Source organism: Caballeronia sp. LZ043 (assembly GCF_031451075.1).
Taxonomy (GTDB): domain Bacteria; phylum Pseudomonadota; class Gammaproteobacteria; order Burkholderiales; family Burkholderiaceae; genus Caballeronia.
Map to the genome: position 1 here is coordinate 231,690 of NZ_JARUXT010000057.1, position 21,854 is coordinate 253,543.

Below are 21,854 nucleotides of genomic sequence, written 5' to 3' on the forward strand. Positions count from 1 at the left end.
TTTGCCTCGTGAGTCAACATTATGACAAAAATGTCAAATCGATAGTCGTCTTGCATTAGATATCTTGCGGATTACGTTGTAGTATGAGCGCACCGCTTATCCTTTCGCGGCCATGCCCGACGTTCTCTCCGACGAAACCCGCCTCGCGGTCGATATCGAGCGCCTTAAGGTCGAATTCCCCAAGACGCGCGAGCTCTATCGCGAGGTGTGCGCGTTGCTGTTCTTTCGCTTTGGCGTGCCCCCCACCGCTAACCGCCTCTACAACCTGGTCCGCCGCGGCACCATGAGTACACCCGCGTCGGTCTTGAGCGAATTTTGGGCCGAATTGCGCGAGAAGAGCCGGGTGCGCATCGAGCATCCGGACTTGCCCAAGGATTTAAGCGAAGCGGCGGGTGAGTTGATCGGGACGCTGTGGACGCGCGCGGCGACGTCCGCCCAGGCCGAACTGACGTCGCTGCGCGACGAAGTCGAAGCGCAGCGCGCGGAGGCTGAGCGAAAGGTTATCGCAGCCCGGGAAGAACTGGGCCGCACAGAGACGGCGCTCGAGCAACGCACGGCGGCGCTGCTGGCGGCCCAGGTCGAGATCCGGGAATTAGAGCGGCAGCAGGCGGAAGACGCCGCCACGTGTAAAGCGCTGCAGGCGCAGATCCAGAGTCTCGCCGCGGAGGCGGCTATGCGCGAACGGGAAGTCGAAAAAGTGCGCGACCTCTTCTCGCGCGACCTGGAGAAGCTGCGAGAAACCGCCAGCCGTGCCGAGGAGCGCTTACGCGCATCCGAGAAGCGCGCGCTCCTGGAAATCGATCGTGAACGCAGCGCCGCAGCGAAGGCGCAGAAAGAACTGGCCGAGGCCGCCAAGCGGGCGGAAAAGCGAGAGGCCGAGCATCGTCGCACCGTCGACGCGCTGCAGGCGCAGCAGGGCGACACGCGCCACCAGAACGGGGTGCTCCAGGGCAAGCTCGCCGCGCTCGAAGCGGCACAACACGCGCTTCAGGATCAGCTGAAGTCGCTGCGCACCGCGGCGCGGCCGTCGACGCGCGTGCCCGCTCGCGAAGACCGTTCGAGGCGAGTCGCCCGAAAGACAGCGGCCGGCAAAAAGGCGAGCGTGAAAGGTCGTCCGTAAATAATGATCGGATTGCGCTCGCGGGAAGGCGCAATCTACGCAGAAGGCGCGCCATGCGCGTGATCGGCCAAAGGAGTGAACAGATGAGAAGATCGGCAGAGAACAAGTTGCGGGTGGTGGCGGTGCGCATCGACCCCGTCATCGAGCAGCGGTTGCGGGTCTTGGCCGAGGCCACGGGACGTAAACAATCGTTCTTCCTGCAGCGCATGATCGAAGAGGGCATCGAGGCCATGGAGGAAATCTGGCTGTCGCCGCAGACGCTCGCCAAGGTCCGAAGAGGCGATTTGCCTGACCTGCTTGACGCACGCAGCGCGACTTCCGACTTGTTCGACTTGGACGTGACCGACGCAGACTCGTAGACAGCAGAGGGTCTGCGATCCGATGCGTTGCCAGCGTTCGGTATCATCGGGTTTGTCTCTAACAGAAAGGAAGCGTTTCAATGAACAAGCAGGAACTGATTGACGCGGTGGCGTCCGGAACCGGTACGAGCAAGCTCGCCGCCGAGGAGGCCATCGATGCCGTGTTTGAGACGATTGCGAAGACGGTGGCGGCAGGCGATGCCGTTCAACTGATCGGCTTTGGCTCGTTTGGGGCCGGCGAACGCGCCGCGCGCACCGGTCGCAATCCGAAGACCGGTGAGCCGATCGAGATCGCAGCAGGCAAGACGGTAAAATTCACCGCGGGCAAGGCGTTCAAGGACGCCGTCAACCAAGCCTGAGCGAGGGCGGCGCCCGTCACGCCGCCGACTTAGAAGAGTTGCGCATTGAGCGGCCGCAGGCTATTGAGCTTGACGGCCGTGCGACGTTCCGTGCCGTCCGCATGAATCGAGCGGATCATGATCCGTCGGCCACGCGCTTCGCCCAGCACCTCAACGATGCGATCCTCGTACCGCATGAGGGTACCGCGGGGCGGTTTGCGTTTGATGCGGCTGCGACCGGAAGAAGACATAGGAGTATCGACGGGCGTGCGGCGATCGTATCATGCGGCAGATGCCGCGGCGACACATCGTGTCGCTCACCGGGTCACAGCAACAGGGAAGGGCAAAGGCATGCGCCGCATCGTTGTACGTTCTTCGCCGGTCCACGGACGCGGGGTATTCGCGCTCACCCAGATCGGTGCTGGCGAGACAATCCTGGAATACAAGGGCAAGCGGGTGTCGTGGGCCCAAGCGCAGCGCCAGTATGCGCGCTCGGCCGCCGAAGACGGTCACACGTTTTACTTCGATCTCGACGACGGGCGCGTGATCGACGGTGCACAGGGCGGCAACTCGGCGCGTTGGGTCAATCACAGTTGCGCGCCGAACTGCGAGACCGAGCAAGACGGCAGCCGGGTGTTCTTTCACACGCTGCGCGACATCGCGCCCGACGAAGAGTTGTTTATCGACTATCGGCTTTTTGTGGAAGGCCGCAAATCTGCCGCGCTCAAGCGGCTTTATGCGTGTCGCTGCGGGTCGGGCGCCTGTCGAGGGACGATGCTGGCCGCGTCCTGAAACCACCGATGAAATGATGCGCACGCGCCACGGGGTATCCCACCTCAACTACCAGTTCAAATATCGCACCGACTCGATCGTGATGGTTCCGATCGTGCACCGTGCTGATGAAACGTGACTGTCATGCCCTCACCCAAATGGATATTTGCCTCACGCTTTAGACGCAATGCGTTCGGGTGGCGATCGTCGCTACCAATTCAACGTCTGAAGGAGGCGGTGTCTGAGATTCGTTCCGTCGCGCGTACGGATTGCGCGCTCGCGGCCGATGGGGCGGTTCTGCTCCTCGAAAAGCTATCACCCGCACTCGAGCAGGTCGATAGTTCCTCGGGCGCCTTGGGCAGTGCGGTCAATCGCGCGATCGACACGCTAGTGCCGGTGATCGTAGCGGCCGACGTGACGCTTGCTGTACGCGGACGCTGGCTGGACAGGCTATTCGAGGCCTTGCAAGACGATGAGATGCCCTACATTGAGCCGCTGGGTGATCACTGGGGCACGCTGTGCGTGACGCCCGAGTTGGCGTCGGAATGGGCGGATCGGCTGTTGCCGCTTGTCACGCACGTGCTTCAGGCCGAAGGCTTCAACTACTTCGTCGGTACGGTGCCGTGCTTGAGTGCGCTTTTCACTGCCGGCCGCTTCGAGGAGCTAGTTGAGCTCGCCCAGCGTGATCGGCTGAAGTCCTGGTGGTATCGACGCTGGGCCGTTGACGCGCTGGTTTCGCTCGGACGTCCGGGCGATGCGCTTCGTCTGGCTGAAGCGAGTCGAGGGCTGAACGCGCCCGAGCACGCGATCGCGCGAGCGTGCGAGACGATCCTTCTCGGGTGCGGGATGAGAAACGAAGCCTACGAGCGCTACGCCATTTCCGCGAATCGTGCCGGGACGTACCTCGCAACGTTCCGGGGCATCGCCAAAAAATTTCCTGAAAGACCGCAAGAAACGATCTTGTCCGACCTGATTCGGAGTGAGCCCGGCTCGGAAGGCAAGTGGTTCGCCGCCGCAAAAGACGCCCGCCTTTTTGATCAGGCGGTCGCGCTGTCCAGGCAGAGTCCCACCGATCCGAAAACGCTCATTCGCGCGGCGCGAGATTACGAGACGACCCAGCCGCAGTTCGCGATGGAATGTGCCGTCTCCGCGCTGCATTGGATGGAGGCAGGCTATGGCTACGAAATCTCGGTGACTGATGTCATCGATGCGTATGATGCCCTCGTTGCCGCGGCGCTCGCCGGTCGCGTGCCGATGGCCGCGGTGGACGACCGTGTGCGAAGCCTGATTAGCAATGCGAATTCGCTGGTGGGCCGAGCGTTGCACACACGCATGGAAGCCGCTCGGCGCTAGAAGAGAAGAAAAGAGAAGGGTTTCGGCTGATGCAGCCCTTGGGCGTCGCGCACTTCTGTGCGTGAATCCGGCACGGTCCGATCGTTCGCAGCCAGGACCCCAAGGCCGGCCGGTTGCGCGCCCGCATGCGTCCTTGACATCCCGAGAATCTCAATACGCTGGTCTCAACCGATCAGGAGATGCACAGCGTATGAAGACCACCGCAGTCGACCGAAAGCATCACGTCCCCGGCACGTCGCCCGGCGTGCTCAAGCGGACCTCCCTGGAAGCTGATCGCGAACTCGCTCATTTACGGAAACTGGTGACGGCAGTGCGTGCAACATCAGCTCCGTTGCCAATAAACGTTCGTTACTGGAGGGCACGCCTGCATGAGCTGCGCATCGCCTACGCATTGCTTCCCGTCCAACTTGCCCGGCTGTCTGCGCTTGAGCTTGAGGTCGAAAAGATTGCCCAGAAACAGGTCGACGTCGGAGCGAGCGACGGGCGCCGCGCGGCGTAGATTCGCCGCGTCCATTGAGTTACTGGAAAGGTCGATATGTAGTGCTTATGAGTATGGCCGATGGACTTCCGGATGGAACTCGCTCCGACGAAGCTAGTCGCCAGTGGCAAGCCACCGCCATTAAACTCATGCGTGATAATACGACTTATCACGCATGACAAGCGCTAAGACGTCGCTGATTTTGGTCGCCTTGCGTCGTTCCGCGGGGGCCTGCAACTCCGTATCGCGTTGCCGGGCAACATATTCGGCGTTCCTTTGCCCGCTGTGCCCCTTTCTTAAGCGAACCGCGGAGATCGAGTGCTAGCCAGACGGATCGCGTCGGCGCGACAGGCGATTCCGCGCGTCGTCGGTGCCGGTCGCCGAGGCCGTAGCCTAGCCGCGGCAGTTCATTTTATTAGCGTGGCGTTGCGCCGTAAGCGTCGGGGCACGGCCGTCTTGATCTGCGCAATCTGAGACGCCGAAGTGGTTCCCACCATTTTCGAGTAGCGGGAACCATTTTGGGATCAGAAGAGAAACCGGCATCGGGGACGCGTGGAGGAAGCCCAAACCACAGTCCGGAGTTTCGACGCCGCCTGGCCGAGGCTGCATGTGAGCCTGGCGTCTCGGTTTCGAAGCTCGCCCGAGAGCATGGCATCAAGGCGAATATGTTGTTCAAGTGGCGGCGCCGGTACTGTTTCTCATCGCACGCAAACTCGACTTCTATCGCCTTCAACTCGCATGCCCGCTGAAGGCCGTTACCCACTCCGTTTTCAAAAGAGCCGAATTTGTGCCTCCAACCCTCGAACTTGTAGATCGAGTTCCTCCAAGTGATCTATCAGACGCCCAATCAGTGACCGGAAAGAACCGGTCAGGTCGTTCTCCGCGTCTTCAACCGATTCGGGCACGCGACGGGCAATATGACTGATGCCTTGAGGAATGACGAGTCCGAACTCGCTGAGAAGTCCCCCGGTCAGGTTCCGCGCTTTTCGGGCGGCATCGTATGTCGGCGTCGCAGCATGGGGCGAACAATCCAGCTAGCGGAAGCAGTAATTGCGCTTTGAGTGATACGACGACGATGCGGGCCGCGGCGTAGAGAGCCCGTAGGGCGACTGGAGACGCGACCCGCATCGCGTAGCGGCAGCGACATGGTAGAAAGGCGTTTGCCAAGGAGAAACAACAGGCGCGACGCCGGCCTCAACTGCCAGGACCAGTCCGGCATCGCGCCTCCACAGGGTTTCCATGTGGCAGCCCTTCTGGCCGGCCGGGGAGCCGTGTGAGCTGCCAGTATCGCATTGCTCGCGGGGCCCGTCGACTTCACTGGACCCGTCTCTTTGGCGTTCCAGGGGAACCGCCAATGCAGCCGCCTACAGGTCGCCTGTATCTGTGCGCCCGTTGTCGGGCGCAGGTCTTCGTCTGCCGTCAGTGTGACCGTGGCAATCGACACTGCCGCGACTGTGCCGCCCATGCACGCCGCGACAGCGTGGGCGAAGCTGGGCAACGCTACCAGCGTTCCCGCCGCGGACGCTTCGCACATGCCGCACGCGCCCGGCGCTATCGGGTCCGGCGGCAATTCGTGACGCATCACGGTTCACCTGACTCCCCCGCCGATGGTGTACTGCAACCGGACCGCGACGACGCCGTTGCACTCGCCAACGCCGCCGTTCGTCCGGCGGCGCCGCCTCAGTTGAAATGATGGAGACCACGACGACGCACAAAGCCGGTTCGTATCAGCGGTGAGTTGTCCGCCTCGAAGGCGTTGCCTTAGACCGTCGTTCTGATCGCGGAGGCCCCGATGACGATCCCGGTTGAGCTTGAGACGCAGATCCTGCGTCTCTACCAGGTCGAGAAGTGGCCCTGCGGCACCATCGCGAAGAAGTTGCGCGTGCACCGTGAGACGGTGCTGCGCGTGCTCGGCAGCGCCGGACTACCGCGATACGGCCCGACGCCGAAGCCCTCGATGATTGAGCCGTACCTGCCGTTCATCCGGCAGACGCTGGAGAAGTATCCGACGCTCACGGGCATTCGTCTCTACGTGATGGTGCGCGAGCGCGGCTACAAGGGGGCGCGAGATCACTTCCGGCACATGCTTGCGCTGCATCGCCCACGCAAGCCCGCCGAGGCCTTCCTACGGTTGCGGACCTTGCCAGGCGAGCAGGGGCAGGTTGACTGGGATCACTTCGGATTTGTCGAGATCGGTCGCGCGCGTCGGCCATTGATGGCCTTCGTGATGGTGCTCTCGTACTCGCGCGACATCTATCTGCGCTTCTTCCTCGATGCGCGGACGGAGAACTTTTTGCGTGGTCACATCGGTGCGTTCAACACGTGGTGCGGACTGACGAGAGTTCTGCGCTACGACAACCTGAAGTCGGCGGTGCTCGAACGCGTCGGCGACGCAATCCGTTTCCATCCAACGCTGCTCGCGTTCGCCGGCCATTACCGCTTTGAACCACGCCCTGTTGCCGTCGCGCGCGGTAACGAGAAGGGACGCGTGGAACGCGCAATACGGCATGTTCGTGAAGCCTTCTTCGCCGCGCGCACATTCACTGACCTCGACGACCTGAACCCGCAGGCCGAGCAATGGTGCCGCGCGCAGGCAGCCGACCGCCCGTGCCCCGAGGACCGCGCGATGACCGTGCGTGAGGCGTTTGCTCAGGAGCAGTCGTCGTTACTCCCGCTACCGGCCAATCCGTTTCCGGTCGAAGAGCAAGTGGCCGTGAAGGTCGGCAAGACTCCCTACGTGCGCTTCGGTCTGAATAACTACACGCTACCCCACACCCACGTGCGTCGCACGCTGAGCGTTCGTGCTGACCTCAACCAGGTTCGCATGTTCGACGGCGCCGAGATGATCGCCGGCCATCGGCGCAGCTACGACCGAGCTGAACAGATTGAAGACCCCACAACACCTGAAGACGCTCGTCTAATTCAAGCGTGAAGCGCGTCAACACCGCGGCATTAACAGCCTGACTCGCGCCGTTCCCTCCTGCCAGCTCTTACTGATGCGCGCGGCTGAGCGCGGCGCGAATATCGGCGGGCTCACGACCTCGCTGCTGCGCCTGCTCGATCGCTACGGCACTGTCGAACTGCAGGCGGCCGTCGAGGACGCGCCGCGCGCGGGATCGGCCCGTACGAACACCGTGCGGACAGCGCTCGAACGTCGTCGCGCGGCGCGAGGGGCGCCACCGCCCGTCGTCATCAATCTGCCGGAGCATGTGCGACGAAAGGATGCGCCTGTGCAGCCGCACCGGCTCGATACCTACGATCAACTCGCAAGGGAGGAAGGCGATGACCTCGACCACGACTAACAATGAAGTCCTGCGTCTGCGCGCCAAGGCGCTGCGCCTAAACGGTCTCGTCGAACACTGGAGCGAAATCGACGGCGCCACATGGCTCGCGCCGCTGCTGTGGGGGAGTCGACGCTTGCACAGAACATGGCGCACCATGCACTCATCCAGGGCCACACGGTGCTGTTCAAGTCAGCCAGCGAGATGCTCGGCGAGCTCCCTGCGCTCGACAGCGATTCGGCGCTGCGTCGGCGTCTGCACCACTATGCGACGCCGGACATCCTGTAGATCGATGAGGTCGGCTACCTCTCGTACTCGAACCGCCATGCCGACTTGCTGTCCGAACTCGTCAGCCGCCGGTATGAGGCACGCTCGACAATCATAACGACCAACAAACCGATTAAGGAGTGGTCGGACGTGTTCCCGAACGCGGCCTGCGTGGTGTCGCCGGTCGACCGCCTCGTGCATCGCTCCTAGGTGATCTCGAGGGCGAATCGTATTGGCTCAAGGAAGCGCGTGAGCGCAACGAAGCCCGGGCCAGGCAGCGCAAATCCCGCAAGCCCCCCACGAAGAATGAAACCGCGTGATGACCCGCCCCTTATTGCCATCGGGGCGCCGTCGCCGATTGCCGTTCACCGTTCCCAACGACTGGACGCCTGAGCAGGCACTCGCCGTGTTCGAACTGCTCGAGGATCTTCGTCGTCGTGACCGACTTATATGGCGCTCAGCTTAACGACCTGCTGCACGAGCAGCGCTCTTCAGAGGCGCACGCGCGTTCTCACAAACGCGAGCCGCCGTTCTGACTTAAATACAGTGCATCAAAGCGAAGGGGCCTGCGAGGCCCCTTCGTGCTTGAGCAAATCACTCTGACTTGCGCCGCCCAAAAAGCGCGGTTCTACAGCGCCGTCAACAGCTCTCAATTGGACAATTCGTTTTCAGTCTGAAAACTGCGCCATCCAAGGAGCTGCAACGTCAGCGCAACTGGAAACACCGCACGAGCTCGCGCGTCGGCGCGCGCGATGCGAGTCAATACACCGGTGCCGGCGATGACACGATCACGCTCAACGGCATGGTCGCGCAAGACAACGAAATCGGCACGATCGCGTCGCTCGACGAGCTCGCCAAAATGGGCGACACCGGCGACGCATATGTGCTCGTCGACGGATCAGGCACGGTGTACGGCGCATTCATTATTGAGAGTCTCAACGAGGCGGCGACATATCACACGGCCGAAGGCATCGCGCGCAAGATCGAATTCAACCTGTCGATTAAGCGCGTCGACGATGATGTGCTGTCGCTTTCGTCCGATGTGAAGTCGACGACCGACGCAGGCAAGGCGACGGCGAGCGAAGCGTCGAAGGTGCTTTCAGATACGAAGAAGGTCGCTAACGTCGCGGCCGCCGTGGTGACTGCGGCGAAGAGCTCGACCGTCTCGAACCTGAGTTCTGCGGTCGTCAGTGTGACGGATGGTATCGACGCGAGCACGGCGAGCGCGGTGTCGAAAGGGCTGAGCAATGCTAACGGACTGTCGCTCGCAAATGTTGTGTCTGCAGCGAAGCAGATATCGCAACTAAACGGGCAAACCGCGAGCAGCGCGATCGCGCTCGTGTTATCGAAAGCGGCGGACGCATCATGACCGACAGTACGCGCAAACAACCGTTGGCGGACTATCGCATCACGCTCGATGGCCGCGATCTGTCGCGCCTGATTGCGCCGCGCCTCATGACTCTGACGCTCGCTGAGTCGCGCGCCGATGAATCCGACATGCTCGATCTCGTCATCGACGACAGTAAAGGCACTTTTGCCATTCCGAAGCGTGGCGCGAATATCAAGGTGATGATCGGATGGGTTGGCGAGCCGCTCATCGACAAAGGCACGTTCACCGTTGACGAAGTCGAGCATAGCGGCGCACCGGATATCATCACGATTCGCGCACGATCGGCCTCAATGACCAACGCCATGCACGAGCGGCGCGAACAAAGCTGGCATGGTCAAACACTCGGGTCGATCGTGCGCACCGTCGCCTCGCGGCATTCGTTGAAAGCGGCCGTTGCTGACGTGCTCGCGAAAGTCGCGATTGCACACATCGATCAGACGCATGAAAGCGATATGTCGTTTCTCACGCGCCTCGCCAAGCGCTACGACGCGGTGATGAACGTCAAAGACCTGAACCTGCTTTTCATGCCGATCGGTACCGGCAAGACGGCAAGCGGGCGCGCGCTCTCCGAGCTCGCGCTCACGCGGCGCGACGGCGATCAGCATCGCTATCACATCGCGCAGCGCGAGAGCTACGCGGCCGTGCGCGCTCATTGGCATTCGAACGGCAAGGGCAAGCGGCAGTCGGTCGTCATCGGTGGCGAGAACAATCACAACGTGAAGGTGCTGCCGGAAGACTATCCGAGGGAGGCGGAAGCGCGCGCGGCCGCGCAGGCCGAATTTGCGCGCGTACAGAGTTCGCAGGCCACGCTCGATTACACGCTGGCGCGCGGCCGCGCTGAGCTCTTTCCAGAGCTGCCGGTGACGGTAAGTGGTTTCAAGCCAGACATCGACGACACGCCGTGGCTCGTGAAGAAAGTCACGCACACGATCACAGGCGACGCAGGATTCTCCACGGCGCTGGAGCTCGAAGTGCGCGACGATCCGACGACCGACCGACATCGGTCACATTTTCGCCGATCAGGACGGTGAGCCACGTGCTTAATCTCTGCTGAGCGATCCGGCGAGAGTCAATCGGCTGCTGATGACCCTGAGATTTTCCGCGAACTATCGCCCGCCTCGTGCGCAGGTTGAAGGTGTTTAGTCTGCAGATTTTCACCAAGCCAACGCGAATGCTTGAGCGCCTCGATGAGCGCGTCTTGCTCTGTTGCAAACGGTCCCAGGGTGTCCGACGCTTGATGTTGCTGGGTGCGTGTGGGAATGATCACTTTCGACAGAAACTTGTTGTCCTCCGTCCACACGACGACCGTCAATTGCCCGCGCGCAGGCCGAACGATCTTGTACATGGAACGCTCCTTAGTACTCGGGGCACTGTATATCCCCAGCTACTAGTTTAGTCGCTAACTCTAGCGCAGCAGCGACAGCAGCCTCCTTTTCCGGAAATGGACCGATATCAGATGAACCCTCGAAGGGGTAGAGAACGTGGCCGTCCGTTTTGCGAACAACGGTGAGACTGCCGAGATACGCACCCGTGAAGCGGACTATGTAGGACGCGTAGACCGCATAGTCGTCCGCGCAGAGTTGCGTCGACGCGGGCGCCGTCATTTCGCTGCCAAGATACTTCAGCTTTGCACGCCTCATGCGTCGATCTCCAGTCAAAGCGCTCAGCGCGAGATGCGCGCATTAAGCTGATTTATTCGATGGAACGCCGTCGGTAAAAGACCGCCCGACCAGCGAGTCGAAGGCGGCTTCGTCGCAGTCGGCAATGGCGGCGACCAGCCTCATGAATGCGCTGAGGCCTGAGAGCTCACGCGCCAAAACCCGCGCGGTGCGAAGTGTGATGACACCGACCGCCGGAGCACGGCTGTCCTCGCACAAGCTGAACTCGAACTGGTGTAGTTCTGCAGGGTGTGCAGAGCAACGGTGCGAAATAATGGTCGCGATACTTCCCATGATGCGAAACAAGCCATGACAGCTACGCCGAGCAATTCGCGTTCCGCAGAGGCGATGGGGAAGCTCTTGGCATGGGTCGTTTTAGAGGCGCGCTGCGCGGCAAGGTGCTTGGAGACGGGCGCAGTGCAAGTATCGTCGCTCCTTCTTACGTGCTTAACGGCAGTCGCAAGCCTAGTATGCGCACCAGTGATTTTTGCCGTTGACGGGCACTTTCGATGGTTGACTCGAACGTTCCTTGCAGTTTGGCGCAACGCACCTTGTCGGCGACGGCCCACGCTCTTACGTAATGATCGAATGCCCGCTGGCTGGAAGCATAAGCAGGGGCAACGGCTTCGACTGAAAGAATCAGGTCGTCATATGTTACAACGACCTCACCGAACAGGTTAAGCATGCAGCGTCCAACAGAATTGCAACGGTTTACAGTAAGCTAACCCGGCAAACCTTGCAGTTTGGTTGTAAATAGATGCTTAAGCAGAAGCAGCAAGTCCGACAGATGGCGATTTGTTCAGGAACGCCACGCTTGCGACGATTCCGATAAGTTGACATAAATCTGTCTCCGCGTGGCCCGTCAGGACCGTTTGAGCGTGATCAACTTCGGCTCTCGGCCATGAGCAGGCATTGCCGCCAGATGGATAGCGGACGCTTGAGCGGCTGCTTTGACTTCGGACGAGACATATTCGCGAGGTTGCTCTTCCAAAGATGACAACTTGTGGTCCAGTCGGAAACCTGCGCTTGGACCGAATCGAGGTGATTATCGTGATGCCGCCTCGAGCTGAGGTAACTCAAAAAGTTGCTCGCGAATGATGGCCGCTGCACCAATCGCCGCACCGTCGCTGCCAAATCGCGTTACCTCGATAGTTGGAGGGCGAAATCCGTGAAGCAGGTTGGAGGCGAGTGTACGCTTGGTTCGCGCTTCAATCTTTGTAAAAAGCCTGCACAAAGGGCCACCCAATACGATTCGTTCCGGGTCGAACAAATAGGTAAGGTTGAGCAGGCCTGTAGAAAGCACATCGGACCAATCCTGGAGTTCGGCAGTCAGTTCTTCACTAAGCACACGCTGGCTTGCGAGCCACTGCGCGCCCTCGTCCGCCGACATTCCCTGCGGAAGAAAGGTTGAAAAGCGGGCAAAGCCCGCTAGCGTTTCAAAGCTTTGAGAACGAGCAGAGCCCGGCTGCTGTGCCATTACCATGTGCCCGAGTTCAACCGCATATCCGTGTGCACCTTCAAATATCTGGCCGTTCTGAACGATGGCGCCACCAAGCCCATCTTTGAGCAGCACAAGCAGCATATTGTCCGAATCAGGATTGCGCGAGATCGCGCGCTCCGCGGTGGCAAAGGCAACTGCGTCGTTTCGAATGGTAATTGGCCAACGATACCTTATCCGCTCCGCAAGGGCCTTTCGCAACGGGACGTCACGCCATTGGAGAAATGGCGCGACGACCACGTTACCTTTTCGATCGACCAGCCCTGGGACAGATACGCAAAGTCCCTGCACAAGAGCAGGATCGACTTTCGCATCGTTTAGCAGGTTTTCTGCGAGGGAGTAGATCTGGGTGGCAATGTCGTCGAGCCGACGCGATGAAGCAACGGGCTCGCTGAGTCGATGCACAACTGTCATACCCAGATCTAGAATCACGGCGGTGAGCCCAATGCTAGATAAATCTACGCCAATTGCATAGGCGCCGGCGGGATTGAGTGCGATTGCAAGTCCGGGGCGGCCCGTTCCGACTTCGCCCACACGATTCGCCGTCTCAACGATCAAGCCTGAGTGGAGCAGTTCACGCACTGCGTGCCCGATCGTGGCCCGGGTGAGACCCAGTTCCCGTGCGAGTTCGGCTCGGCTGTACGTGGCTCCTCGGCGAAGTAATCTCAGACATCGCGCTGTGTTGATATGCCGAAGTAGCATCGGTGTCGCTGGAGACGGATCCGCTGCAGCAGCAGGTTCGTTAGCATCTTCGATACTCAGATCGCTCATCTGAGATAGCGAGGGCGACCACTTTGCCTCTGAGTTAGGCGCTCGGCGGAACCGATAGAGATAACTCTTGAGAGTGGCGATTGAGATATCTAAACCACCATCATTGAGCGCCTCAACTACATCCGCGATGCGTGCGCCAGCGGCGATTCGCCGATCGATATCGGGCAGTATTTCTCTCACCCGTGCGGCTTTGGAGCCAGCCGCGACCTTGGCTAGTGCATCCCGTAGAGACTTAGGCTGACTTGACGACATAGACCTCCATACGTTGCATCCTATTTGCACCCCAGATGCTTCCTACATGCTGCTATCTTAGCAAAATTGCACACGTTAACTCGGATTTCTGCCGAGGTTTTTTTGTTTAGAATACAAACAAATAGCGTTCTTTCGTGCGCTGTAGCGCTACCTTCGCCACTTGGAGTCTCATATGCTAAAGAATATCAATCCGCTCCTAGGCCCCGACCTCTTGTATGTGCTTCGAGCGATGGGCCATGGAGAGGACATTGCAGTCGTCGATCGCAACTACCCGGTGCTTAGCGCCGGCCCCCGAATTCTTCGCGAGGACGCAGCGAACGGCCCTACTGTGCTAGACGCGGTGCTGTCAGTTCTCCCACTCGATAAGGGCCATGGAGCGGTGAGCCGGATGGAGGTGCGTAGCAAGCCCGACGAGTTGTTGGAAGTAATGGGTGATCTCATTAACGTGGTGAAAAGCCATGCACCCGCGATGGAGGTCGGATCTCTGCCTCCCAATGATTTCAAAGCCAGAGCTTCAAGAGCAGCAGCTATCATCATTTCCGGCGAAGCGCGGGTGTACGGAAACATCCTCGTTCGCAAGGGTACATTGCCTCTCTGAACGAATATTGAAGTATTGAGGACAGCAACGATGAACGAAGTGTCGATGGCCATTCGGCTGAACGTCGCAGCCGCAGTTGCACGCGAGGCAGGTCAACTGATACGCGAGCGCTTTCGGTGTCGAGACACCGCTCTTACCTTTGAATTCAAAGGCCCGCAGGACTATTTAACGCAAACCGATGGCGAAGCCGAGCGGCTGATCTCGGCTCGACTGACTGAGGTCTTCCCGGATGATGGATTCTTTGGTGAGGAAACGGGGCCGCGGATAAATTCCACTGCGGATTGTGGAACGTGGATCGTCGATCCAATAGATGGCACCGCCGATTTCGCTAGGGGTGTTCCATACTTTTGTGTGTCGATCGCCTTCGTGCAACAGGCGGTCACAGAGATTGGCGTTCTCTACGATCCCATGCTTGATGAACTTTTCGTAGCTCGACGCGGGCACGGGGCAACGTTAAACGGAAAACCAATCGAGGCGAGTCAAGCAAAGGACCTGTCCGAATCAATTGTCGAGCTTGGTTGGTCTCCTCGCGTCGCCTTTTCACGCTATGCATGCGTTCTCGAAAAGGTACATTCGAAAGGAGCCGGCGTGAAGCGTCGGGGCTCAGGTGCGCTTGGAATTGCTTACGTGGCGATCGGAAGGCAGGACGCTTACTGCGAGCTGCACATTAACTCATGGGACGCCGCTGCCGCTGTGCTTTTGGTGCAAGAGGCTGGAGGCTGGACGAACGAGTTCATGACTCCCGCGTGCATCACTGAGGGAAATTGTGTAATCGCGTGCTCACAAGGCTTACGCAGAGACCTCGAAGCAGCGATGAGCGAAAATCTCGCTTGAACGCAAGATTACCGACTGAAATATGGAAGCGAATGTGCGTATCGAACAAAAAACCGGTCTTGGGCTTGCTGGTGAGATCGCTCTGGTCACTGGAGCCGCACGAGGTATTGGTCGAGCCTGTGTGGAAGCGTTGTCAAATGCAGGTGCAACGGTTGTCATAGGATGCCGAGATCACATCGCTGGAGATGCGGTCGCCCAATCACTGCGAAATCGAGGTGCAAAGGCAACAGCTGTGCTGATGGACATGCTGTCAACGCGGTCAATTCGTGAGGCTGTTCAGAAAATTGAACGAGAGGTCGGTCCAATCTCAATCCTGGTGAACAATGCGGGACACAGTCGGCCTGCATCGGCGAGTGATGTTACAGAGGAAGACTACGACGCGATGTTTGACCTCAACGTTAAGGGTGCATATTTCGCAGCCCAAGCCGTCGCGAATTACATGGCGACCCGAAAGCGCGGATCTATTGTCAACATTGCATCGCAGGCGGGCATCGTTGCGTTAGAGGGGGAGCCTATCTACTGCATGACCAAAGCTGCAATGATTCACATGACCCAATGCCTCGCGGTTGAATGGGCCAAAGTAGGCATCCGGGTGAACGCGGTCGCGCCAACATTCATCAAGACGGATAGCACGAAGGGATGGCTGGAGAACAAGGCATCGAGAGAGTCGCTGCTCGCCCAGATTCCTCTTGGCAAAGTTGGAGAGCCAGAGAACGTAGCGGAGCCCGTGGTCTTTCTAGTATCTGAGGCCGCGACGATGATTACTGGCGCCACGCTAAAGATCGACGGGGGATGGACGGCCGTTTGAATTGAGAGAGGCGCGTACGCCGCGACGCGCTTTCTCTTGACATACGCGGCCCGCCAGTCCATAGAACTGCCGGAAGGAGACATATCATGAAAGCAATCAAAAGATTAACCAAATCGTTTATCTATTTAGGTATCCTATCTGCTTTACCGAATATCGCAGTCGCCGAAGAACCAGTCAAAATTGGCTTTCTCGTCAAACAACCTGAAGAGCCCTGGTTTTAGGACGAGTGGAAATTCGCTGAGATTGCCGCTCAGAAGAATGGCTTCACGCTCGTGAAGATTGCAGCACCTTCCGGCGAAAAAGTCATGAGCGCGATCGACAATCTTGCGGCGCAAAACGGACAGGGATTTGTAATTTGCACGCCAGATGTAAAGCTCGGTCCTGGGATCGTGGCCAAAGCGAAATCAACCAGCCTGAAAATGATGACCGTTGATGACCGCCTTGTGAATGGGTCCGGTCAACCAATCGCGTCTGTGCCCTACATGGGTATCTCAGCTTGCGAAATTGGAAAGCAAGTTGGTGAGAGCATCGCTGGGACGTAACCGTTACAGATTTTGCGCACTCTCGATAAATTGGAAAAACCTTGAAAACAGACGACCGGCAACTTCGCGTTGGCATTTTGGGCTGCGGACCCATCTCTCAATTTGCCCATCTGGAATCGACGCAAAAGGCGCGCAACACAGTACTCCATGCGGTTTGCGATGCAGACGAGGGCCTAGCGACACACTTTGGACGCGCTTACGACTCGAAAAAGACGTATTTTGACTACGAGCAGATGCTCGCCGACCCAGAAATTGACGCGGTAATCATTGGAACGTCCGACGCGTTCCATGTGCCGGCCTCCCTCAAAGCGCTTGCCGCCGGTAAACATGTTCTGTGCGAGAAGCCAATCGGTGTGAGCGTCGAAGAAGTAGAACAACTCGCAGAGCAGGTTCGCTTGAGTGGTAAGCAGTTACAGATCGGGCACATGCTGCGCTTTGATCAGGGCATCGAATCGGCAAAATCATTTGTCGACAACGAAATGGGAGAGATGCTCGCACTGAAGGCGTGGTATTGCGATTCCACACATCGCTATACCAATACCGACGCGATTCAACCCATGCCGCGACAGGGGTCGCATCCTTTGCGTCCGCAAAGTGACCCCAAAGCGGACAAGGCACGCTATTTCATGCTCGCTCATGGCAGTCATTTGGTCGATCTTGCGAGATATCTCGGCGGGCCCGTTCGATCGGTTGATGCACGATTGCGAGAGCGTTTTGGCGCTTACTGTTGGTTTGTCGAAGTGGAGTTTGAAAGTGGAGCACTCGGGCATCTCGATTTGACGGTTGCCGTGCGCATGGACTGGCATGAGGGATTTCAGATCTATGGTCAAAACGGAAGCGTTAGCGCAAAGATCTATAACCCGTGGTACTACAAGTCGAGCGATGTAGAGATTTTCCATGAACGCGATGCCGTAACGACCCGCGTCCTTGGTGCGGATGGACATTTTTATAGGCGTCAACTCGAAGGGTTTGCCACGTCTGTCCTAGGCGGCACACGAATCCCAGGAGCGGACATTTTCGACGGCGTCGCATCCATCCGGGCCATGGTGGGAATTGCCGAATCGGTCAGATCTCGCAAACCTGTCAGGCTCGCAGATGTCGGAGGTCCGCTGTGATGACTCCTGGAGTATTTGCTCGCACCTATACGGGGCTCGGTCTTCGCGATCTGTTCGCCCGTGTTAAGGCGGACGGCTTCTACGCGGTTCAGTTCAATCTATCCTGCGCAGGACTCGGCTCTTTGCCGCCAGACTTGCCACACGGGATAACCGCGCAGATTGTCAGCCATTTGCAAGAAGAGGGTGTCTCGATCTGCGCTTTGTCGGGCACCTACAACATGGCGCATCCCGATGATGCACAGAGGAAGCACGACCGAGTTGGCTTCGCGAACGTTCTTCGCGCCGCAGATGAAATGAACGTCCCTCTGGTCACACTGTGTACCGGTTCGCGAGATATCTCGAACATGTGGCGCGCGCATCCAGACAACACCACCACTCTTGCGTGGACAACGTTATGCGATGAAATGGCGCTTGCTCTTCGGATGGCAGAGGACCTCGGTCTCGTGCTGGGCATTGAGCCCGAGCCGGGCAATGTTGTTGCAGACTCGCGTTGTGCCCGACGCATTCTTGATGAGATGAAGACGACGCGCCTCGGCATTGTGCTCGATGCAGCTAATCTACTGCCCCCTGAGGTGCAGGGGCGCCAGTCCGAAATAATCGATGAAGCGGTTGACCTCTTGGGAGGATCGCTGCGACTCGTACACGCCAAAGATACGGACGCAGTAGGTAAAGTCGTCCCGGCCGGAAAAGGTGTCGTCGATTTCCCCGCTTTCATTAAGAAGATGAGAGAAGCGGGCTACACAGGGCCGCTCATTGCTCATAACATCGAAGAATCGGACGCGCCTGGGGTTGCGGCGTACCTGTCAAAAATCATCCGGGAAGACGCTCAATGAGTGAGGGCTTCTTCATAACATCTGACGGGTGCCGGCTTGCATACGTTGACGAAGGAAAAGGGCTGCCCGTTTTCTGGCAGCATGGCCTCGGTGCGGATCGCAAGCAGCCGGCGGAGGTATTCCCTTCCATTCCCGGCATTCGGCGCATCACGCTTGAGTGCCGCGGGCACGGTGCGTCGGAGCTCGGAGATTCATCGGCTATCTCAATCGAGCAATTCTCAAGCGATCTCATAGCCTTGTGCGATCATTTGAGCATCAAGCGTGCTGCGATCGGCGGCATCTCGCTCGGTGCGGCAGTCGCGCTGCGCATTGCCGTATTGCACCCTGGGCGCGTATCGGCGCTAATACTTGCTCGCCCAGCATGGGTCTCGGAAGATGCTCCGCCTCAGTTGCGCATCTACAACGATGTGAGTGTACTGCTCGAAACCTACGGGATCGAGGAGGGCAGTAGGAGGTTTGGAAGGAGCGAACTTTTACAAGAGATCGAAGTAACGTCCCCTGACAACGCGAATTCGCTGCGTAGCTTCTTCGCCCGCCCGAATACGAAATCAACGATTCAACTCCTCAGTCGCATACCGTTGCAAGGGCCAGGTGTTGGCCGACAGTCAATCTCTCATCTTGTGGTGCCGACGTTAATCATTGCATGCGGTGAAGACTTTGTTCATCCAATCTCGACTGCACTCGCTCTCAAAGAACTCATTTCCGGAGCGAACTTTCAACAGATCACATCGAAGACGGTCAATCGGGATCGCTACGTCTCTGAGTTCGAATCGGTGATCAAACAGTTTGTTGGGCAACTCCCGAGCAAATTATGACAGTGACCGAAAGTCTGCTCCGAGACGAAATGTCAACAGCGGTGCTCGCCATTGATATTGGTGGCACACACATCAAGCTAGGCTACGCGCTCGGTGCCACTGCTTTGGACTATCAACGACTCTTTTCGACGGACGAACTGCGCGTTGGTGACCCAATCGGTGTTCTGGTTCGGATGATAAGAACTGCATTCGAAGAAACCGGAGTCCGAGCGCATTCAATTGTCGTAGCGGTCCCTGGATTCATCGATTCGGATGGGGATCGAATTCTGCACGCAGAGAACGTATCCAGCCTTGATGGGATAGCGCTCGCCTCTGAACTCCGGAGTCGGACGCAATGCGATGTTTTGCTTGAGCGTGACGCAGTACTCACGCTGATCGGCGAAATCGAAGCAGGCGCGGGCCGCAACGCAGACCACATCCTTGGAGTTTTCTTCGGGACGGGCATCGGTGCTGCGTTCATTTCCGGAGGGACGCCCTTTCGCGGGGCTGGTTGGGCGCTTGAAGTTGGTGCCATGCCGTTCCGAATCGATCAATATGAAACGGACGCAGGCCCGTACGATCAGCGGTCCTCTTGCTTGGAGGCTTTTGCTTCTGGCTATGCACTTCGTGCAATCGCGCAGCGACACGAGGTTGCGATTGAAAAGGTCTTTTTGGCGATTGACACGGGCAGCCAAGTTGCTGAAGAACTGAGCATATTCGTGAATTACCAGGCAATCGCAATCAGCATAGTTATCGCAACGATGTGTCCGTCAACTGTCTTGCTCGGTGGCGGCGTTCTTGATATGAAAGGCTATCCGCGAGCGAAGTTGTTTGATCAGATTAGGCGCTATGCCCCTCACAGCATGTCGCCGGATCTAAGATGGTGTGAACTTGGGTGGGGAGCTGTGATACATGGAGCGCTCGCGTTGCACCGTCGAGCATCCCGGGTCCAAAAGGTCCTCCGAAGCTGATCGCTTGAAACAGGGACGGGAAGCTAAGCCAAAGTGTGTGTCCGATAATCTTTGACAAGAGACAATCGAGCCAGCGATTATCGAGAGGCCGATTAGGGTCGTCCTCGGTCCTCCGGCACAGCCAATAACGGTCGTCGGTGTAAAGAACAGTAATTTTAAGATCAGGCACAGCGGAATGCCCGAACACTAATAAAAATACTGGGCGCTCACGCGATTCGGTCATGACTTTGCGGTACGGAGAGCAGGCTTGGATCTATTGTTTGGCTAGCGGTCACGAGCGCTATTGTATATTAGACGCTCGGAACAGCGCTCGCAGAGACTGACGTCTGCGCGAAGCCATCGGCACCGACCAATGGTGCTGCTGGGTCCGCGAGTTGGGCTCGGGTTAGTGTCTCAAGCAGTGCCATGTCTCGGGCGATGAAGGATGGAAGATGTGCACGAAAAAAATCGACCCATGTTTTGGTTTTTGCGTCAACGTATCGACGAGACGGGTACAGCGCATAAACATTGCTTTTGTGAAGAATATATTGTGGAAGTACTCGGACGAGGGAGCCGTTGCGCAAGCCTTCGACGGCCGCATAAACCGGAAGCATGCCGATTCCAGATCCTTCGCGGATCGCGACGGCTAATGACTCAGCAATGTTTACTTGAACGGGCCCATTGACACGCATCTCGACATTTCCGTCTGGGCCCTCGAGGACCCATTCATGGGTTGGAGCTGTTGGCGTTGTTAGGATGAGGCAGTCGTGATTCGCGAGATCGGATGGTAAGCGCGGCGCGCCGTGGGTCTGTATGTAACCTGGCGATGCGCAAAGTATGCTGCACGTCGCCCCCAGCTTATGGGAAACCAATTCTGAATCAGGTAGAGCAGCGCCGGTCACTATAGAAACATCGCTGTTGCCATCGAATAACTCTGTCTTCCGCTGGGAAAGGACCAACTCCACCGTCACGTCTGGATACAATGCGCGATATTTCGAGATCGCTGGGAGGACATATTGCTGGCCAATGCTTGCGAAGCTATGCATGCGCAGCACCCCAGCGGGGTGTTCGCGCGCACCGCTGGCCTCTTCTTCAGCGTCGTTGATGTCCGCGAGAATTTGCCAGCAACGCTTTAGATATTGCTCTCCCGCAGTGGTGAGTACCAGCCGTCGTGTCGTACGATTAAGCAGTCGCGTACGCAGATGGCCCTCGAGGTCGGACATGGCTCGAGACAAAACGCCGGGAGACGTCATCAATGATCGAGCCGCAGCAGTAAAAGTGCCAGCCTCAACGATGCGGACAAAAATCCGCATGCTTTGCAAGGTATCCATTAGTTTCCTTCAAACAGTGCGAAGGCGATATTGCTGAAGTCTCGTTTCATGGTTTTAGTGAACCTGAATAAGAGGCTATTTATCGGCCTTTTCGATTAATCGCCACATGTCGTTCGTGTCGCTGCGCGGACCCCGATCCCCGGCTGAGATCCGTCAGGTATCTGCCGGCCAGGATGCGAAGGTCACGTTATCGAGGTCCCCTGGCGAGGCGACTCGTGGCGTGTCGAAGCACCGAAGTCAGATGGAGCCAGGCCCCCGTTATGGTGACGACAATTGGATCCTTTTCGAGGTTTTGTATCTGCCTCTCTTCGGACGTAGAGGCGAGCGCCGTGGCGAGAGATTCGTCGACTATTAAGGTCGATTTTCCAAGTTATGGAAGGTATTCCCGATCGGAAATCAGCCCATCGCAATCGAGAGAAAATGTTCTTTTCGGATCCATGCCTCGCTCGATTCGTGTTCGATAAACCTTCAAACCGACCTTTGCTCGAGGATCCAAGTTCACATTGCTCCCGA

General features: G+C 58.2%; 25 protein-coding genes and 2 pseudogenes. 21 read left to right on the forward strand and 6 right to left on the reverse strand.

Annotated features, from left to right (window positions below):
* The first annotated feature begins 112 nt into the window (after nucleotides 1-112).
* From QCE64_RS37545 to QCE64_RS37555, 3 genes are all read left to right on the forward strand, one after another.
* Entirely contained in the window at nucleotides 113-1,120 is a 1,008-nt protein-coding gene (locus QCE64_RS37545) for a DNA-binding protein (protein ID WP_310009471.1), read from the forward strand.
* An 83-nt stretch (nucleotides 1,121-1,203) separates the two neighbouring features.
* Nucleotides 1,204-1,479, forward strand: a complete 276-nt coding sequence (locus tag QCE64_RS37550; protein ID WP_250487477.1) for a hypothetical protein — start codon at nucleotides 1,204-1,206, stop codon at nucleotides 1,477-1,479.
* Nucleotides 1,480-1,559: 80 nt separating this feature from the next.
* Complete coding sequence (locus QCE64_RS37555; RefSeq protein ID WP_309839579.1) at nucleotides 1,560-1,838, forward strand: HU family DNA-binding protein; 279 nt, start codon at nucleotides 1,560-1,562, stop codon at nucleotides 1,836-1,838.
* Between the two features lie 29 nt (nucleotides 1,839-1,867).
* On the opposite strand, the gene QCE64_RS37560 is transcribed toward QCE64_RS37555, so the two are convergent.
* Complete coding sequence (locus QCE64_RS37560) at nucleotides 1,868-2,014, reverse strand: hypothetical protein (protein WP_310009472.1); 147 nt, start codon at nucleotides 2,012-2,014, stop codon at nucleotides 1,868-1,870.
* Between the two features lie 154 nt (nucleotides 2,015-2,168).
* Between QCE64_RS37560 and QCE64_RS37565 the strand changes: the two genes are divergently transcribed.
* The 10 genes and pseudogenes from QCE64_RS37565 (at nucleotide 2,169) to QCE64_RS37605 (ending at nucleotide 10,388) form a co-directional block, all read left to right on the forward strand.
* Complete coding sequence (locus QCE64_RS37565; RefSeq protein WP_310009473.1) at nucleotides 2,169-2,609, forward strand: SET domain-containing protein; 441 nt, start codon at nucleotides 2,169-2,171, stop codon at nucleotides 2,607-2,609.
* A gap of 123 nt (nucleotides 2,610-2,732) precedes the next feature.
* A complete protein-coding gene (locus QCE64_RS37570; RefSeq protein WP_310009474.1) occupies nucleotides 2,733-3,941 on the forward strand; it encodes a hypothetical protein in 1,209 nt (402 codons plus the stop codon).
* Nucleotides 3,942-4,131: 190 nt separating this feature from the next.
* Nucleotides 4,132-4,440, forward strand: a complete 309-nt coding sequence (locus tag QCE64_RS37575) for a hypothetical protein (protein ID WP_310009475.1) — start codon at nucleotides 4,132-4,134, stop codon at nucleotides 4,438-4,440.
* A 497-nt stretch (nucleotides 4,441-4,937) separates the two neighbouring features.
* Nucleotides 4,938-5,168: a transposase gene (locus QCE64_RS37580; RefSeq protein ID WP_404988028.1), complete on the forward strand. Its 231-nt coding sequence runs from the start codon at nucleotides 4,938-4,940 to the stop codon at nucleotides 5,166-5,168.
* A 1,043-nt stretch (nucleotides 5,169-6,211) separates the two neighbouring features.
* Nucleotides 6,212-7,351, forward strand: a complete 1,140-nt coding sequence (gene istA, locus QCE64_RS37585; protein ID WP_310009476.1) for an IS21 family transposase — start codon at nucleotides 6,212-6,214, stop codon at nucleotides 7,349-7,351.
* A gap of 64 nt (nucleotides 7,352-7,415) precedes the next feature.
* Complete coding sequence (locus QCE64_RS37590; RefSeq protein ID WP_310009477.1) at nucleotides 7,416-7,721, forward strand: hypothetical protein; 306 nt, start codon at nucleotides 7,416-7,418, stop codon at nucleotides 7,719-7,721.
* 81 nt (nucleotides 7,722-7,802) lie between these two features.
* Nucleotides 7,803-7,988 carry a hypothetical protein gene (locus QCE64_RS38075; protein ID WP_404988029.1) on the forward strand — a complete coding sequence of 62 codons (186 nt, stop codon included), beginning with the start codon at nucleotides 7,803-7,805 and terminating at the stop codon, nucleotides 7,986-7,988.
* Nucleotides 7,989-8,033: 45 nt separating this feature from the next.
* A complete protein-coding gene (locus QCE64_RS38080; RefSeq protein WP_404988031.1) occupies nucleotides 8,034-8,177 on the forward strand; it encodes an ATP-binding protein in 144 nt (47 codons plus the stop codon).
* A 394-nt stretch (nucleotides 8,178-8,571) separates the two neighbouring features.
* Nucleotides 8,572-9,027: pseudogene (locus tag QCE64_RS37600) on the forward strand (phage tail protein); the annotation flags it as partial.
* Nucleotides 9,028-9,332: 305 nt separating this feature from the next.
* A complete protein-coding gene (locus tag QCE64_RS37605) occupies nucleotides 9,333-10,388 on the forward strand; it encodes a phage late control D family protein (protein ID WP_310009478.1) in 1,056 nt (351 codons plus the stop codon).
* A 38-nt stretch (nucleotides 10,389-10,426) separates the two neighbouring features.
* Here QCE64_RS37605 and QCE64_RS37610 read toward each other — a convergent pair whose 3' ends face one another.
* The 4 genes from QCE64_RS37610 to QCE64_RS37625 all read right to left on the reverse strand — a co-directional run bounded on the left by QCE64_RS37610 (nucleotide 10,427) and on the right by QCE64_RS37625 (nucleotide 13,536).
* Entirely contained in the window at nucleotides 10,427-10,702 is a 276-nt protein-coding gene (locus QCE64_RS37610) for a hypothetical protein (RefSeq protein WP_310009479.1), read from the reverse strand.
* A gap of 10 nt (nucleotides 10,703-10,712) precedes the next feature.
* Nucleotides 10,713-10,997, reverse strand: a complete 285-nt coding sequence (locus QCE64_RS37615; RefSeq protein WP_309935622.1) for a DUF6723 family protein — start codon at nucleotides 10,995-10,997, stop codon at nucleotides 10,713-10,715.
* Nucleotides 10,998-11,454: 457 nt separating this feature from the next.
* On the reverse strand, nucleotides 11,455-11,700 hold the full coding sequence (locus QCE64_RS37620; protein WP_310009480.1) for a hypothetical protein: 246 nt from the start codon (nucleotides 11,698-11,700) through the stop codon (nucleotides 11,455-11,457).
* 360 nt (nucleotides 11,701-12,060) lie between these two features.
* Nucleotides 12,061-13,536, reverse strand: a complete 1,476-nt coding sequence (locus QCE64_RS37625) for an ROK family transcriptional regulator (protein ID WP_310009481.1) — start codon at nucleotides 13,534-13,536, stop codon at nucleotides 12,061-12,063.
* A 172-nt stretch (nucleotides 13,537-13,708) separates the two neighbouring features.
* Between QCE64_RS37625 and QCE64_RS37630 the strand changes: the two genes are divergently transcribed.
* The 8 genes and pseudogenes from QCE64_RS37630 (at nucleotide 13,709) to QCE64_RS37665 (ending at nucleotide 20,031) form a co-directional block, all read left to right on the forward strand.
* Nucleotides 13,709-14,134, forward strand: a complete 426-nt coding sequence (locus tag QCE64_RS37630; protein ID WP_310009482.1) for an RbsD/FucU domain-containing protein — start codon at nucleotides 13,709-13,711, stop codon at nucleotides 14,132-14,134.
* A 30-nt stretch (nucleotides 14,135-14,164) separates the two neighbouring features.
* The gene (locus QCE64_RS37635; protein WP_310009483.1) at nucleotides 14,165-14,968 is read left to right on the forward strand and encodes an inositol monophosphatase family protein; all 804 of its coding nucleotides are present in this window, start codon (nucleotides 14,165-14,167) and stop codon (nucleotides 14,966-14,968) included.
* Between the two features lie 22 nt (nucleotides 14,969-14,990).
* Nucleotides 14,991-15,776 carry an SDR family oxidoreductase gene (locus QCE64_RS37640; protein WP_310009484.1) on the forward strand — a complete coding sequence of 262 codons (786 nt, stop codon included), beginning with the start codon at nucleotides 14,991-14,993 and terminating at the stop codon, nucleotides 15,774-15,776.
* 119 nt (nucleotides 15,777-15,895) lie between these two features.
* Nucleotides 15,896-16,309: pseudogene (locus QCE64_RS37645) on the forward strand (arabinose ABC transporter substrate-binding protein); the annotation flags it as partial.
* A 50-nt stretch (nucleotides 16,310-16,359) separates the two neighbouring features.
* A complete protein-coding gene (locus QCE64_RS37650) occupies nucleotides 16,360-17,433 on the forward strand; it encodes a Gfo/Idh/MocA family oxidoreductase (protein WP_310009485.1) in 1,074 nt (357 codons plus the stop codon).
* On the forward strand, nucleotides 17,433-18,266 hold the full coding sequence (locus QCE64_RS37655; protein ID WP_310009486.1) for a sugar phosphate isomerase/epimerase: 834 nt from the start codon (nucleotides 17,433-17,435) through the stop codon (nucleotides 18,264-18,266). Before QCE64_RS37650 ends, QCE64_RS37655 begins: the two co-directional genes overlap by 1 nt.
* On the forward strand, nucleotides 18,263-19,081 hold the full coding sequence (locus tag QCE64_RS37660) for an alpha/beta hydrolase (RefSeq protein WP_310009487.1): 819 nt from the start codon (nucleotides 18,263-18,265) through the stop codon (nucleotides 19,079-19,081). The genes QCE64_RS37655 and QCE64_RS37660 overlap by 4 nt, the downstream gene beginning before the upstream one ends.
* Nucleotides 19,078-20,031, forward strand: coding sequence for an ROK family protein (locus tag QCE64_RS37665; RefSeq protein ID WP_310009488.1), 954 nt, complete (start codon nucleotides 19,078-19,080; stop codon nucleotides 20,029-20,031). Before QCE64_RS37660 ends, QCE64_RS37665 begins: the two co-directional genes overlap by 4 nt.
* 290 nt (nucleotides 20,032-20,321) lie before the next feature.
* Here QCE64_RS37665 and QCE64_RS37670 read toward each other — a convergent pair whose 3' ends face one another.
* Nucleotides 20,322-21,341 (reverse strand): LysR family transcriptional regulator, encoded by a 1,020-nt coding sequence (locus QCE64_RS37670; protein WP_310009489.1) that lies wholly within the window; start codon nucleotides 21,339-21,341, stop codon nucleotides 20,322-20,324.
* Between the last annotated feature and the right edge of the window lie 513 nt (nucleotides 21,342-21,854).

Bases quoted from the DNA above. Each gene is read 5' to 3' on its own strand.
- QCE64_RS37545 (WP_310009471.1), top strand. From the start codon at position 113: ATGCCCGACGTTCTCTCCGACGAAACCCGCCTCGCGGTCGATATCGAG.
- QCE64_RS37550 (WP_250487477.1), top strand. From the start codon at position 1,204: ATGAGAAGATCGGCAGAGAACAAGTTGCGGGTGGTGGCGGTGCGCATC.
- QCE64_RS37555 (WP_309839579.1), top strand. From the start codon at position 1,560: ATGAACAAGCAGGAACTGATTGACGCGGTGGCGTCCGGAACCGGTACG.
- QCE64_RS37560 (WP_310009472.1), bottom strand. From the start codon at position 2,014: ATGCGGTACGAGGATCGCATCGTTGAGGTGCTGGGCGAAGCGCGTGGC.
- QCE64_RS37565 (WP_310009473.1), top strand. From the start codon at position 2,169: ATGCGCCGCATCGTTGTACGTTCTTCGCCGGTCCACGGACGCGGGGTA.
- QCE64_RS37570 (WP_310009474.1), top strand. From the start codon at position 2,733: ATGCCCTCACCCAAATGGATATTTGCCTCACGCTTTAGACGCAATGCG.
- QCE64_RS37575 (WP_310009475.1), top strand. From the start codon at position 4,132: ATGAAGACCACCGCAGTCGACCGAAAGCATCACGTCCCCGGCACGTCG.
- istA (WP_310009476.1), top strand. From the start codon at position 6,212: ATGACGATCCCGGTTGAGCTTGAGACGCAGATCCTGCGTCTCTACCAG.
- QCE64_RS37590 (WP_310009477.1), top strand. From the start codon at position 7,416: ATGCGCGCGGCTGAGCGCGGCGCGAATATCGGCGGGCTCACGACCTCG.
- QCE64_RS38075 (WP_404988029.1), top strand. From the start codon at position 7,803: ATGGCTCGCGCCGCTGCTGTGGGGGAGTCGACGCTTGCACAGAACATG.
- QCE64_RS37605 (WP_310009478.1), top strand. From the start codon at position 9,333: ATGACCGACAGTACGCGCAAACAACCGTTGGCGGACTATCGCATCACG.
- QCE64_RS37610 (WP_310009479.1), bottom strand. From the start codon at position 10,702: ATGTACAAGATCGTTCGGCCTGCGCGCGGGCAATTGACGGTCGTCGTG.
- QCE64_RS37615 (WP_309935622.1), bottom strand. From the start codon at position 10,997: ATGAGGCGTGCAAAGCTGAAGTATCTTGGCAGCGAAATGACGGCGCCC.
- QCE64_RS37620 (WP_310009480.1), bottom strand. From the start codon at position 11,700: ATGCTTAACCTGTTCGGTGAGGTCGTTGTAACATATGACGACCTGATT.
- QCE64_RS37625 (WP_310009481.1), bottom strand. From the start codon at position 13,536: ATGTCGTCAAGTCAGCCTAAGTCTCTACGGGATGCACTAGCCAAGGTC.
- QCE64_RS37630 (WP_310009482.1), top strand. From the start codon at position 13,709: ATGCTAAAGAATATCAATCCGCTCCTAGGCCCCGACCTCTTGTATGTG.
- QCE64_RS37635 (WP_310009483.1), top strand. From the start codon at position 14,165: ATGAACGAAGTGTCGATGGCCATTCGGCTGAACGTCGCAGCCGCAGTT.
- QCE64_RS37640 (WP_310009484.1), top strand. From the start codon at position 14,991: ATGGAAGCGAATGTGCGTATCGAACAAAAAACCGGTCTTGGGCTTGCT.
- QCE64_RS37655 (WP_310009486.1), top strand. From the start codon at position 17,433: ATGACTCCTGGAGTATTTGCTCGCACCTATACGGGGCTCGGTCTTCGC.
- QCE64_RS37660 (WP_310009487.1), top strand. From the start codon at position 18,263: ATGAGTGAGGGCTTCTTCATAACATCTGACGGGTGCCGGCTTGCATAC.
- QCE64_RS37665 (WP_310009488.1), top strand. From the start codon at position 19,078: ATGACAGTGACCGAAAGTCTGCTCCGAGACGAAATGTCAACAGCGGTG.
- QCE64_RS37670 (WP_310009489.1), bottom strand. From the start codon at position 21,341: ATGGATACCTTGCAAAGCATGCGGATTTTTGTCCGCATCGTTGAGGCT.